This window comes from Streptomyces sp. NPDC048254 (assembly GCF_043201895.1).
Lineage (GTDB): Bacteria > Actinomycetota > Actinomycetes > Streptomycetales > Streptomycetaceae > Streptomyces.
In genome coordinates, this window is record NZ_JBICZJ010000006.1 from 383,005 (window position 1) to 395,902 (window position 12,898).

Genomic DNA, 12,898 nt, shown 5'->3' on the forward strand with positions numbered 1-12,898 from the left:
GGCCGTGGTCAGCGGAAGATGCCGGTGTGGCCGAGGGAGTAGCGGCCCGGCTGCGGATAGACGGCTAGGCCGTGCGGGCCGCTGCCGACGTGGATGCGGGCCAGTTCGATGCCGGTGCGGGTGTCGATGGCGTACACCTCGGAGTTGTAACGGCCGGACAGCCACAGGACCTTGCCGTCCGCCGACACCCCGCCCATGTCCGGGCTGCCGCCGCCCGGCAGCCGCCACTTCTTCGTCAGCCGGTTCTGGGTGAAGTCGAAGACGGAGATGGTGCCCTCGCCCCGGTTGGAGACGTACATCTCGCGGGAGTCCCGGCTGACGTACAGCCCGTGGGCGCCCTTTCCGGTGGCCAGGAAGGCGGGCCTGGTGAAGCGGTCGCCGTCCAGGATCCACAGCCCGTCGGCCATCATGTCGGCGATGTAGAACAGCTTGCCGTCGGGCGAGACCTTGACGTCCTGCGGCATGGCGCCGTGGAACGGCAGCTTCTCCTGGCGGAGCACCTCCATCCGCTCGGTGTCCACCTTGAGCACCTCCCCGCTGAACTCGCAGGAGACGATGAAGTACCGGCCGTCCAGGGAGAAGTCGGCGTGGTTGACGCCGTAGCAGCTGACCGGGACGGTCTTGACGGTCTTCATGGTGTGCGCGTCCCGGAACACCAGCTGCCGGTCCGCGGAGGCCATCACGATCGCGTACCTGCCGTTGGGCGTGAAGTACAGGTTGTACGGGTCGTGCACGGCGACCGGCCGCCCGGCCCGGCCGGTCCTCGGGTCGATGGGGGTGAGGCTGTTGCCCAGGTCGTTGTTGACCCACAGGGTCTTCAGGTCCCAGGACGGCACGACGTGCTGGGGCTGCCGGCCGACCTGGATGGTCTCGGTCACCCGGTAGGTCTTCGGGTCGATGACGGAGACGGTGTCGGAGTTGGTGTTGGGGACGTAGATCCGGGACGGGTAGTCCTTGACGACGGGCGAGAGTCTGCCGGGGCGGTCGGCGGCGTACACGTCGGTCGGGTCGAGGACCGGGGGCATTCCCGGCAGCACGTCGACGACCGGCTCCGCCTTCTTCGCCTGCGGCTGCACGGGAGCGGTGCTGCGGGCGACCGGTGTCTCGGGGTCTCCGGATCCGCCGCCGCACGCGGACAGCAGCGCCAGGGCGGCGAGGGCGGCACCGACGACCGGCAGCCGGACGGCTTTCGTGGTTCGCATCAGCTCAGCAGCTCCGTGGTGGTGACCGCGCGCAGTCCGCGGCGGTCGAGTTCTTGGAGTACGGCGGGGAGGGCGGCGGCCGTGTCCGGATACCCGAAGTGCATGCTCACCACCGAGCCGCCCGTGACCTCCGCGAGCACCTGGCGGGTGACGGCGGCCGCGCCGGGCCGGGTGTAGTCGAGCGAGTCGACGTCGTACGACAGCACGTGCGGGTAGCCGGCCTCGGTGGCGAGCCGGGCGACGAGCGGCGAGGCGGTGGGCGCCCTGGAGGGGCGGAACCAGCTGCCGATCGAGCCGGTGAGCCGTCTGAGGCGGTCCGCGCAGTCGGTGATCTCCGCGCGGGCGCCGGCCTCGGCCATGGCGTTGACGGAGATGTGCCGCTGGGTGTGGTTGCCGAGGTCATGGCCGCCGTCGAGGATGCGGCGGGCCATGGCGGGGTATGCGTCGAGCCAGCTGCCCACGGCGAGGACCGTGAGGCGGGCGCCGTGTTTCTCGGCGGTGGTGAGGAGTCTGGTGGCGAGGGTGGGGTCGCCCTGGCCGTGGAAGGTGAGCGCGACGGAGGCGCTCGCGCGGGGGCCGTGCGTGATCTGGAGCGGCTGTCCGGGGAGGGCGCGCGGGGCGGGGGCGGCCGAGGTGGGGGTGGTCGATGCGAGGTTGGCGGCAGGGTGCGGGGGCGGTGTGTCGGTACCGGTGGTGCCGCAACCGGTGGCGAGTGTGCCTCCGGCGATGAGGCCGGCGCCCGCACGGAGGACGTCGCGTCGGTTGGAGGTGGTCACCCGTCCCATTTAAGGGGGGTTGGAGAGGAAAACAGGTGATTGACCTGATAAGGGGCTGATCAAGCGAGCCCCTCAGCGATCGGCCACCCGCATCTCGAACCAGGTCGTCTTCCCTCGCGGCAGCAAATCGACGCCCCACCGGTCCGCCAGCTTGTCCACCAGGAACAGGCCCCGCCCGCTGACGTCCAGCTCCTGGACCGGCATCAGACACGGCAGCCCCCGCGAGGGGTCCCGCACCTCCACCCGGATCCATCCCGGGCGGCGGCGCATCCGCAGGCCGAACACGCGGGCCCCGGTGTGTCGTACGGCGTTGCCCACGAGTTCGGAGACGAGTAAGACCGCGTCCTCCGTCATCTTGGGACTGAGCCGCCACTGGCGCAGGACGACGACCTGGGTGAGCCGGCGGGCGGTCGCCGCGGACTCGGGGCGGGACGGCAGCGGAACCTCGGCTTCCGTCGGGTTGCCGAAGAGCTCGATCGCCTTGAGTGCCCGCTCGTCCTCGACCGCAGGCGACCAGCGCGCCGCGGCCGCACGGCTGTGTCCCCGCGGCTGTTCGATGCCCTCCAGCCCCGCCATGCCCCCATCATGGCCGCCCGGCGCGCCCTCCGGGGCCGTTCCGGAGGAATACGCCCTCGCGAAGCTGCCGCCCGGCACCGGTCGAACGGCATATGCCGTGGGCATTTCAGGGACTACGGCAGCCCGCCCGACCTGCGACGACGGCTCATCTCCGGGCAATCGACAGACTCCCTCGACAAGGCAGACTTAAGGGTGCTTTAAGGCTCCCATAAACCGCCCCATCGAGGGACCCCGGAATCAGACATCACGTCAATTGCAAGTGGTTCGGGGCTTTCACAACCAGGCGGAGATCACAGGAACTTCGCCTTGCCCGGCCCTTCCTCCACGAAGCTGCGCATACCACGCTCACGGTCCTCGGTCGCGAACAGCCCCGCGAACCAGTTCCGTTCGACGGCGAGCCCCGTCTCCAGGTCGGTCTCGACGCCCGTGTCGATCGCCTCCTTGGCGGCCCGGAGCGCGATCGCGGGCCCCTGGGCGAGCCTGGCCGCCCAGGCGTGCGCCTCGGTGTAGACGTCGGCGGCGGGTACGACCCGGTCGACCAGGCCGATGGCGAGGGCTTCGTCCGCCTTGACCATACGGCCCGTGAAGATCAGGTCCTTGGCCTTGGAGGGCCCGACCAGACGGGGCAGCCGCTGCGTACCGCCGGCCCCCGGGATGAGCCCGAGCAGAATCTCCGGCTGACCGAGCTTGGCGTTGTCCGCGGCGATCCGGTAGTCGGCACAGAGGGCGAGCTCGCAACCGCCGCCGAGGGCGTACCCGGTGACGGCGGCGACGACCGGCTTGGGAATCCGGGCGACGGCGGTGAAGGAGTCCTGGAGATCACGGGAGCGCAGAATCATGGCCGCGTGGTCCATGTTCTGCATTTCCTTGATGTCGGCCCCGGCCGCGAAGACCTTCTCACCGCCGTAGATCACGACGGCACGAACGTCCTCGCGGCGGGTGGCCTCTTCCGCCAGTTCCTTGAGCCGGTCCTGGGTGGCGACGTCCAGCGCGTTCATCGGGGGACGCTCCAGCCGCAGCGTGCCCACGCCTTCGGAGACTTCGAGGGTTACAGTCATGCCTCGCAGGTTAGCGGGCGTTCACTGTCCCCACCGCAGCCGACGGCCTACGCGGTCCACTGCTTCCAGGACATGTTCCAGCCGTTGAAGCCGTTGTCCGGCGCGACCGTCTCGTCGTTCGAGTTCTTCACGGTCACCACGTCCCCGATGATCGAGTGGTCGTAGAACCAGGCGGCCGGCAGCCCCCGGTCACCCCCGCCCCGGATGTCCTGGAGCCCGACGCACCCGTGGCTGGCGTTGTAGTTGCCGAAGGCGCCGCCACCCCAGTAGTTGCCGTGGATGAATGTGCCGGACGTGGTCAGCCGCATCGCGTCCGGCACGTCCTTGATGTCGTACTCGCCGCCGTAGCCGACCGTCTCGCCGTTCATCCGGGTCACCCGCAGCTTCTCGCTGATGACCATCTGGCCGTTCCACGTGTCGTACCCGGGCTTGCCGGTCGTGACGGCGAGGGTCTTCACGACCCTGCCGTCCTGCATGACCTTCATCGTGTGCTTCTTGGCGTCGACGATCGACACCTGGTTGCGGCCGATCGTGAACTTCACGGTCTTGGCCTGCTGGCCGTACACCCCGTCGCGGCCCTCGACGCCGTTGAGGTTGAGAGTGACGGAGACCTTCGTGCCGGACTTCCAGTAGTTCTCGGGGCGGAAGTCGAGGCGGTCGTTGCCGAACCAGTGGCCCTGGACGTCGACCGCCGGCTCGGTCTTGACGGTGATCGCCTTCTCCACGGCCGCCGGGTCGGTGATGCCCCGGGTGAAACGGATGGAGAACGGCATCCCGACGCCCACCGTGGAGCCGTCCTCCGGCGTGAAGTAGCCGGTGAACGTGTTCTTCGGGGTGAGCGTGGTGAACGTGGAGTCCTCCGCCGACTCACGCCCCTCGGTGTCCTTCGCGACCGCGTGCACCGTGTACTTCGTGGAGTTGGCGAGGTGGCCGGCCGGCGTCCAGCTGGCGCCGCCCGCCGCGATCGCGCCGTCGACCTTGTTGCCCTTGGAGTCCTTGACCTCCACGTCGGTCAGCTTGCCCTTGGCCGCGCTGACCTTGAGCGACCCGCTGGTGTCCACGTCGGTCGCCCCGGACTTGGGGCTGATGCTGACGGTGGCGACGGACTGCTTGCTCGCCTGCGTCGTGGAGTCCTTCGCCTTGCCGTCCCCGCTCCCCTTGTCGGAGGAGCCGCCGCCCCCGCACGCGGTGACTGCCATGAGCAGAACACCGGCCGCGACGGCCAGACCCTTCCTCCGAGCCTGGACCGCCGCCCCCGATATCGGCCGTACGTTCAAAGTCGTTCTCCCCTCCCAGGGCCTGGTCAGGCCCACCCCAGCGCGTTCCGCCCGCGCATTGGCGCATAGTAACCGGACGGTTTTGAGCTTGGTGTTGGGCGAATGTCACCGTTGCGTCGCAACTTCTGTCGCCTCGCACGGCGGCTTCCGCCCGCACCGAACCGTCCCCCCACCTGGTTACTTGACCGCGCCGCCCGCCTTCCACTCCTTCCAACCCATGTTCCACCCTCCGAGGCCATTGTCGGGAGAGACCGTTTTGTCGTTGCTGTGGACGACTTCGACCACGTCCCCGACCAGGGTGCGGTCGTAGAACCAGCCCGCGGGCGTGTCCGAACTGCCGCCCTTCACGTCGCGCAGGCCCACGCAGCCGTGGCTGACGTTGAGGCGGCCCGGGGCGTCCGGCGCCCAGTAGTTGCCGTGCAGGAAGGTGCCGGAGTCGGTGAGTTTGAGGGCGTGCGGGACGTCGGGGATGTCGTACTCGCCGCCGAAGCCGACCGTGCGGCCGTTCATGCGGGTCACCTCGTGCATCTCCATCACCACCATCTTCCCGTTGTAGGTGGTGTGGGCGGGCGCGCCCGCGGTGACCGGGACGGTGGCGAGCAGGTCGCCGTCGCGGCGGACCTCCATCGTGTGCTGGGACGCGTCGACGAGGGAGACCTGGCTGCGGCCGACGGTGAAGGTGAACGTCTTGTGCTGGAGGCCGTAGACCCCGCGGGCCCCTTCGACGTCGCGGAGTTCGAGGCCGACGGTGACGACCGTGCCGGGCTGCCAGTAGTGCTCGGGGCGGAAGTCGAGACGGTTCTTGCCGAACCAGTGCGGGCGGACCTCGACCGCGGGCTTGGCGGTGACCCGGACGGCACGCTCGACGGCGGCCCGGTTCTCGATGTCGCGGCTGAAGGCGAGGGAGACGATCATCCCGGTGCCGACGGTGGCACGGTTCTCGGGGGTGACGTACCCGATGAAGCGTTCGTCGGGGACCAGCGTGGTGAAGGTGGTGTGGCGGGCCGAGCGGCGGCCCCGGCCGTCCAGAGCGACCACGTCGACCGTGTACTTGGCGGCGAGCGCGAGTTTCGGGTCGTCGGGCCGCCAGGTCGTGCCGTCCGCGGCCATGTGCCCGGGGACCGGGGAGTCCTGGGCGTCCTGGGACTTGACGACGCTGACGGATTCCAGGCGGCCGCTGGGCACCCGCACTGTCAGCCGCTCGCCTGGGCGCACGGCCTTGGTGCCGTCGTCCGGGGTGATGCGGATGACGTCCTCGGGGGCCGGGGGCGCGCCTCCGAGGACGTGGTCGATGCCGAGCCCGCCGCTGTCGTCCGAGGAGCAGCCGGCGGCGCCCGCCAGCAGCCCCGCCCATGTCAGTACCGCGGCCAACGCGGCCCCCGCGCGCCGTGCGCGCCGTGCGCGCCTCTGTGGATGCCTCACGTGGGACTCAACGACCGGGCCCGCCCCGGGGAAACGTGAGTGCGAGGCCGGCACTGGGCAGAACAGAGGGAAGGACGACGAGCTGGGGAGCCGCCGCGCCCGCGGGAGAGCCGCCGCGGGCGTGTCCGTAGCGAGCCGCCGAGCGTGCCCGGGACCGGAAGTCCGGGCACGGTCGGCTGCCCGGACACGGACCGGGTGCGCCCCGGGGGTCGGCGAGCCGCGGGACGACAAAGGGGCCGACAGGTGACGAGCGCAGCCGAGCAGCAGGGGGCACGGTCGCGGGCCCCGAGGGCGGAGGCCCCCGCGGTGAACGGGACGGCCCTCCCCGTCCCGGCGGCCTGGCCGGGGTCGTCGACCCCGCTGGGCGCCCGGTTCCGGGTCGGCCCGGACGGGGTGGCCGGAACCAACTTCGCCCTGTGGGCGGCCGGGGCCGAGGCGGTCCGGCTCTGCCTCTTCGACGAGCGGGGCCGGGAGACCAGGATCCCGCTGACCGAACTGACGCACGAGATCTGGCACGGATTCGTGCCGGGCGTGCTGCCCGGGCAGCGGTACGGCTACCGGGTCGACGGCCGCTGGGACCCGTGGACCGGCGCCCGCTGGAACCCGGCGAAGCTGCTGCTCGACCCGTACGCCCGGGCGGTGGACGGCGAGTTCGCACTGTCGCCCGAGGTGTACGGGCATGTCCGGGACTGGCCCGACCAGCAGGTCGCCGACACCGTCCGGGACGACCGGGACTCGGCGCCCCACGTCCCGAAGGGCGTGGTCGTCCACGATGACGACGACTGGTCCGACGACCACCGCCCGAAGACCCCGTGGGCGGACTCCGTCATCTACGAGCTGCATGTGCGCGGCTTCACCAGAATGCACCCGGGCATACCCGAGGAGATCCGCGGCACCTACGCGGGACTGGCCCACCCGGCCGCCGTCGAGCACCTGGTCGGCCTGGGCGTGACGGCCGTGGAACTCCTCCCCGTGCACCAGTTCGCGCACGAGGACCACCTGTTGAAGCGGGGCCTCAGGAACTACTGGGGCTACAACTCCATCGGCTACTTCGCCCCGCACGCGGCCTATGCCGCCTCCGGTACGACGGGACAGCAGGTCGGCGAGTTCAAGCGGATGGTGCGCGCGCTGCACGCGGCGGGGATAGAGGTCATCCTCGACGTCGTCTACAACCACACGGCGGAGGCGGGCGAGCTGGGCCCGACGCTGTCCCTCAAGGGCATCGACAACCGGGGCTACTACCGGCTCCAGGACGACGCCCGGCACTTCGCCGACTACACCGGCTGCGGCAACACGCTGCATGTGGTCCGGCCGCATGTGCTGCGGCTGATCACGGACTCGCTGCGGTACTGGGTGACCGAGATGGGCGTGGACGGCTTCCGCTTCGACCTCGCGGCCGCGCTGGCCCGCTCGATGCACGACGTCGACATGCTCTCCCCCTTCCTCGCCGTCATCGCCCAGGACCCGGTGCTGCGCCGGGTGAAGCTGATCGCCGAACCGTGGGACGTGGGCTCCGGCGGCTACCAGGTGGGCGCCTTCCCGCCCCTGTGGACGGAGTGGAACGACCGCTACCGGGACGCCGTCCGGGACTTCTGGCGCGGTGCCCTCCCGGACGTCCGCGACCTCGGCTACCGCCTCTCCGGCTCCAGCGACCTCTACGCCTGGGGCGGCCGCCGCCCCTACGCCTCCGTCAACTTCATCACCGCGCACGACGGTTACACCCTGCGCGACCTGGTGTCGTACCAGGCGAAGCACAACGAGGCCAACGGCGAGAACAACCGCGACGGCGCCGGCGACAACCGCTCCTGGAACTGCGGGGTGGAGGGCGAGACGGCCGACGAGGGCGTACGGGCGCTGCGCAGGCGGCAGTTGCGGAACCTCCTGACGACGCTGCTGCTGTCGACGGGCGTTCCGATGCTGGTCGCCGGCGACGAACTGGGCCGCACCCAGCGCGGCAACAACAACGCCTACTGCCAGGACAACGAAATCAGCTGGCTGGACTGGGAGTTGCTGGACGACCCGTCCTGGCGGCCGCTGTTCGACCTGACCTCCCGGCTGATCCGGCTGCGCCACCGCCACCCGGTCCTGCGCCGCCGCGCCTTCTTCTCGGGCCGCGCCCACTCGGCGGACGGACTGCGCGACCTGGCCTGGTTCACGGCACACGGCGAGGAGATGACCGAGGGCGACTGGTACGCGCCCGCCGCCACCCTCGGCATGTATCTCTCCGGGCGGGACATCCCCGGCCGCGACGAGCGCGGGGCACCGGTCCTGGACGACAGCTTCCTGACCGTCCTGCACGCAGGCGACCGCCCGGCGGAGTTCCTGCTGCCGGGCCCGCCGTGGGCGGAACGCTACGAGGTGCTGGTGGACACCTCGCGGGAGGAGCAGAGCGAGGCACCGGGCGTGGTGCACGAGGCCGGGACGGCGATCACGGTGCCCGCGCGGGCGGTGCTGCTGCTGCGGGTGGTCGGCTGAGGCGACGGCACAGCCGACCACACCAGCTCTCGGCGGCGCAGGGTCAGCGCTCCCGTGGTACGCCGCACAGGGCGAGCAGGTCATCCATCATGCTCTCGAACAGGGGCAGGTGATCGTCGAAGAGCGAGGCGAAGTGTCCATAGACGGCCATGCAGAGCAGTCCGTAGATCTGCCGCCAGCACGTGATCATCACCATGGCGACGCCGACTGGGTAGTCGTGCCCCATCAGCCGCCGGTAGGCCGCCACCTGAGCCCGAAGCCGGGGCTCCAGCTCGTCCTCCGACGGATACGGCAGGACGCCCCGACGCCACAGCTCTGCGAAGGTCTGTCCGAACAGGCCGCCCAACTCGCGCACCAGAACCTCGTCGACATGGCGCCCCGAGGCGACCAGCCGTGCGTAACCGGCACCCATGAGCAGGTCGAACTCTCCGGGGTTGGCGACCGACCAGTCCAGCACCGCGCGGGTTGCCGCGTACAGCCGCCCGCCGAAGTCCTCCGGGTCTCGGGCGCCTGCCGCCTTCGCGACGATCACCACGAAATCACTTGTGACTGCTTCGTAGACGGCGAGGGTGAGGCCGGCCTTTCCTTCGAAGTAGCGATACAGCGCCGGTGGAGTGACGCCCACTTCCCTAGCGACCGCGGACAGGCTCAGGGCCTCTGCGCCCTGTGAAGCGATGAGTGCACGTGCGGCCGTGATCGCGTCGCGCTCCAGCTCGGCGCGCAGGCGCTCACGGCGTGTCAAGGACCGAGCGGGCTCTTCCTCGGCGGACGGTCGCATGGCCACTCCCACCCCTCTGGTGCTTCCTGCACGCAAATCGCTGTCTTGATCCGTCAGTTGACGGATCATACGACTTGCGGTGAGGCCATGTTACGTGGTTAATACTCTTCACTACGTTTCAGAGTGTCACACATCACCTCAGAGCCGCGAAGGGACAGCGGATGGCCATGAAGCGCGGGACGGGTCTGGCATCGCGACAGAGAGGAGACGGGCTCACCCCTCGCTCACCAGGACATGACCAGGCGGCGAGGGGTGCCCCTCGTCGGGTTCGATTAGCGGACGGCACGCATCAGCTGTGCGTCTGTTCGATGAGGCGGATGACGCAGGGGGGGTGCGCCCGATTGTTGTTCGGGAGCACCCAGAAGGAGCCGTCGCTGTCGCGCCCCACCACGCGTCCGCTCCCCTTCAGCGAGTCGGGCACATGGCCCTTGGCGGCTTTGTGCAGTTCGACGAGTGCTTCTTCCCGGGTCTTGTTCCCTCGCACCCTCCGTATGACTTTGACTTGCCGTTGGGGTGGCGCTCCCTCGGCCGGCACGGTCTCCTCAGCGGTGATCAACCACGTGGTCATCCACCTGTCTCCTTGTCACCATGGCGGCTGCCCGCTCCGTGCGCGGCTTCGCCGTTCGACGTTTCGCGAGAGGGGAAGGGCGGCGGCCGGAGCCCCCGCCCACCCGGTTCGGCGGTGCTCAGCCGCGACCGTCACAGGCCTTGCAGTCCCCGCTGCCTCGGCAGCTGTCACACTTCCACACGCCCCGGTAGCCGGAGCCGCCGCAGGTGGTGCACTTGCCGTCGCCCTTGCAGCGCTGGCACATGGTCATTCCTCTCGTGGTCGGAGTGAGCGTCTCGGAGCTGGATCGGGCACGTCAGTAGGAGCGGGCTCGATCCCAGCCCCGGGAGTTGTTCAGCGAGGTGGTGAAGTAGTAGTTGGGCGCCTTGTACTTGCCGTCGGGCAGGTAGGCACCGGTCAGGGCGGGGCTGTAACCGCGGAAGACCGCGAGCGACTTGGTGAGGCAGTTGTTGGTCAGCACGGCATAGCCGTTGGCCTTCATCCGGCGGTATGCCGTCTGGGCGGTCGCGAGATTGCCTTGGGCGGTGTTGATGCACCGGTAGTAGTCGTACCGAGCCTGGCTGATGCTGCCTCGCAGCTGTGTCCAGGTGCCGCCCTTGATCCAGCTGCCGTTCGTGGAACCCGCCGGGATGGACGCGGCGCCGTTGCGCCCCTCCGTCGCGCCCCAGATCCAGTGGCTGGAGTTCCCCGTGTCGCGGACGGCCCATGCCACGTGGCCGGCCCCGCGAGCCCCTTCCTTGTCCTGGAACAGGCAGACGCGGCCAGTCGATGCAGCGCTGGCCGGAATGGCGACAAGTGCAGGCGTCGCGGAACCGAGAAGCGCTGCCGCCAGGGCGGTCGGCGCAGCACAACGCATGCGCAGATTCATTCGAATCATGGTTTGTTCCTCTCTTGGTGACGGGTGAGCCGCGGAGTTCGGCAGCCGGTGGAGCACTGCCGGAATCGACCGTGCCCGGGAGATCCGCGAGAGGCCAGACGGGTCGGCGCGGTGCATGGTGCAGTGCAATATGCACCGCTGTGACCAGGGGATCCACCGTCATGGTGCAATAAGAGAAGGGGTATTCGGGTGGGGAATTCACCGCCGACTTTCGAGAAGCTGGCCGAGGACTTCGCCGACGCTCTCGACGCCTGGGCCCAGGAGGTCAGACTCGCGCTCAACGGACGCCCGCAGAAGGTGCTCGTCCATGGGCTGCGCGTCAACCAGGGCAATGTCTCCAGGTGGCTCAGCGGCCGGGAGCAGATCTGGAAGGGGGGAGCCGCTCTCCCGGGGGCAGGGCTCACGCCGGGAGTCGTAAGGATCCTTGAGCTGCCGGATGCACGATCCGCCCGGCTGGCGCGGTTGGCCGACCAAGTGGACCGGCTGCAGCAACAGTTGACAGCACACGGCCGTGACTGGCGGAAACGGGCCGGAGATCATCTCCAGAGCCTCGCCGGGGCAGCGCCTGGCATCGCCGCGACTCCGGACGCGGAGCCGGACAACCTCGTCCGGCCCGGCACTGCCGACCGTCGATCGACCGTGCAGGACGGTCCGGGCCGGTCGCGCCGACGAGGCCGCGTTCCGAAACGGGCGAAGACCGCTTCCACCATTGTCGCCACGCTCGCGGTCGGCGGAGTGCTGGGAGCAGCGATCTGGAACAACGACAGTTCCGAAGGGGGCGCCACGTCGGCCGGAGAAAAGGCCGCCGGTCCGGAAAGCGGAGCCACAGCCACGCCCGGGACGCTGGAGAAGGGGGGCCTGGGTGAGGACAGCCGATGCAGTACCTCCTTCAAGGGGCCGGAAGCGGTCACCTGGCGGGTGTGCGCACACGTGGAGGCGGAGCGGGTGTCCTTCGCCCTCAAGCTCACGAACCGGAGTCGGGCGGAATCCATTGTCGTGATCCGTCTGGAATACGCACGAGCCTCCGCATTCCACCCCTGCCCGAAGGCACCGAGCCCCCGTTCCCTCAGTGTTCCGGCGGGGAAAACGGTCATCACGGACACTGGGCAGTGCGCCCTGCCCCGGGAAAAGACACCCACCGCCTATCAAGGCGTCGGCTGGGTGTTCGCCGTCAACACGAACACGGCCTCGTACGAGCTGTCCCCCACCGCGAACGTCTATCCGGACCGGGTCATCTGGAAGCCGGACCTGGTGGAGCAGTCGTCGGCGATGAGCGTGTCGCAAGCCGGGAGGGTCACCGTGTTGTGACCGGCCTTGTGCAAGGGGATCGAGCCGAGGACCACCAGCAGCGGGGTCGGGAACAGGAAGACCCAGAAGACGGCGCCGGGCTCGCGGCGGAACAGCCGGAACTCGGTGCGCGGGACGGGGTGTTCATGCTGCTTCCTCCTTCGTCAGGTCCAGGAACGCGTCGTCGAGGGTCGCGTCCACGACGCGGAGTTGATGGGCGGTGGCGCGGTGCCCAGTCGAGCGGGCTCGTATAGAAGGAGGCGTACAGCTCGAGGGCCTCGCGGACGGTGAGCTTGGGCTGCAGCTCGCTCTGCTGGAGCTGGGCGCCGAGGACGCGGGCGACCTGCTGGTGTTCGGCGACGGGATCGAGCCCGGTGACCCGGACGCGCCCGCCGTCGGGCACCCGCAGCCCCTCCACACACTCCACGGTGGTGGTCTTGCCGGCGCCGTTCGGCCCGAGGATCCCGAAGATCTCCCCTTCCTCGACGGCGAGACTCACCCCGTCCACGACGGTCCGGCCGCCGTAGGACTTCCGCAGGTCTGTCACTTCGATGACGGATGGCATGGACCGAGGGTCCCGTCCGGGCCCGGTCCGCCACATC

Annotated in this window: 11 protein-coding genes and 2 pseudogenes; 2 read left to right on the forward strand and 11 right to left on the reverse strand. The window is 69.7% G+C overall.

What is annotated here, in order from left to right; translation table 11 throughout:
- Positions 1 to 8 precede the first annotated feature (8 nt).
- The 6 genes from ACGFZQ_RS19780 to ACGFZQ_RS19805 all read right to left on the reverse strand — a co-directional run bounded on the left by ACGFZQ_RS19780 (position 9) and on the right by ACGFZQ_RS19805 (position 6,260).
- The gene (locus ACGFZQ_RS19780; protein WP_393841427.1) at positions 9 to 1,202 is read right to left on the reverse strand and encodes a YncE family protein; all 1,194 of its coding nucleotides are present in this window, start codon (positions 1,200 to 1,202) and stop codon (positions 9 to 11) included.
- A complete protein-coding gene (locus ACGFZQ_RS19785; RefSeq protein ID WP_393841428.1) occupies positions 1,202 to 1,987 on the reverse strand; it encodes a polysaccharide deacetylase family protein in 786 nt (261 codons plus the stop codon). The genes ACGFZQ_RS19780 and ACGFZQ_RS19785 overlap by 1 nt, the downstream gene beginning before the upstream one ends.
- A gap of 63 nt (positions 1,988 to 2,050) precedes the next feature.
- A complete protein-coding gene (locus tag ACGFZQ_RS19790; protein WP_351739716.1) occupies positions 2,051 to 2,554 on the reverse strand; it encodes an ATP-binding protein in 504 nt (167 codons plus the stop codon).
- Positions 2,555 to 2,844: 290 nt separating this feature from the next.
- The gene (locus ACGFZQ_RS19795) at positions 2,845 to 3,612 is read right to left on the reverse strand and encodes an enoyl-CoA hydratase-related protein (protein WP_351739719.1); all 768 of its coding nucleotides are present in this window, start codon (positions 3,610 to 3,612) and stop codon (positions 2,845 to 2,847) included.
- A gap of 47 nt (positions 3,613 to 3,659) precedes the next feature.
- Complete coding sequence (locus tag ACGFZQ_RS19800) at positions 3,660 to 4,889, reverse strand: Ig-like domain-containing protein (protein WP_384487323.1); 1,230 nt, start codon at positions 4,887 to 4,889, stop codon at positions 3,660 to 3,662.
- Positions 4,890 to 5,066: 177 nt separating this feature from the next.
- Positions 5,067 to 6,260 carry an Ig-like domain-containing protein gene (locus ACGFZQ_RS19805; RefSeq protein WP_393841429.1) on the reverse strand — a complete coding sequence of 398 codons (1,194 nt, stop codon included), beginning with the start codon at positions 6,258 to 6,260 and terminating at the stop codon, positions 5,067 to 5,069.
- Positions 6,261 to 6,554: 294 nt separating this feature from the next.
- Between ACGFZQ_RS19805 and glgX the strand changes: the two genes are divergently transcribed.
- Positions 6,555 to 8,786, forward strand: a complete 2,232-nt coding sequence (gene glgX / locus ACGFZQ_RS19810) for a glycogen debranching protein GlgX (RefSeq protein ID WP_393841430.1) — start codon at positions 6,555 to 6,557, stop codon at positions 8,784 to 8,786.
- A gap of 43 nt (positions 8,787 to 8,829) precedes the next feature.
- Here the strand turns inward: glgX and ACGFZQ_RS19815 are convergent, their stop codons facing one another.
- The 3 genes from ACGFZQ_RS19815 to ACGFZQ_RS19825 form a co-directional block, all read right to left on the reverse strand.
- Positions 8,830 to 9,633, reverse strand: coding sequence for a TetR/AcrR family transcriptional regulator (locus ACGFZQ_RS19815; protein ID WP_393841431.1), 804 nt, complete (start codon positions 9,631 to 9,633; stop codon positions 8,830 to 8,832).
- Positions 9,634 to 9,853: 220 nt separating this feature from the next.
- Positions 9,854 to 10,132 carry a hypothetical protein gene (locus ACGFZQ_RS19820; protein ID WP_393841432.1) on the reverse strand — a complete coding sequence of 93 codons (279 nt, stop codon included), beginning with the start codon at positions 10,130 to 10,132 and terminating at the stop codon, positions 9,854 to 9,856.
- Positions 10,133 to 10,427: 295 nt separating this feature from the next.
- The gene (locus ACGFZQ_RS19825) at positions 10,428 to 10,844 is read right to left on the reverse strand and encodes a hypothetical protein (RefSeq protein ID WP_362575118.1); all 417 of its coding nucleotides are present in this window, start codon (positions 10,842 to 10,844) and stop codon (positions 10,428 to 10,430) included.
- 639 nt (positions 10,845 to 11,483) lie between these two features.
- On the opposite strand from ACGFZQ_RS19825, the gene ACGFZQ_RS19830 reads away from it, so the two are divergent.
- Positions 11,484 to 12,317, forward strand: a complete 834-nt coding sequence (locus ACGFZQ_RS19830; protein ID WP_393841433.1) for a hypothetical protein — start codon at positions 11,484 to 11,486, stop codon at positions 12,315 to 12,317.
- 14 nt (positions 12,318 to 12,331) lie between these two features.
- Here the strand turns inward: ACGFZQ_RS19830 and ACGFZQ_RS19835 are convergent.
- Both ACGFZQ_RS19835 and ACGFZQ_RS19840 read right to left on the reverse strand, forming a co-directional pair.
- Positions 12,332 to 12,412: pseudogene (locus tag ACGFZQ_RS19835) on the reverse strand (ABC transporter permease); the annotation flags it as partial.
- Between the two features lie 110 nt (positions 12,413 to 12,522).
- A pseudogene (locus ACGFZQ_RS19840) lies at positions 12,523 to 12,897 on the reverse strand (ATP-binding cassette domain-containing protein); the annotation flags it as partial.
- Position 12,898 lies beyond the last annotated feature (1 nt).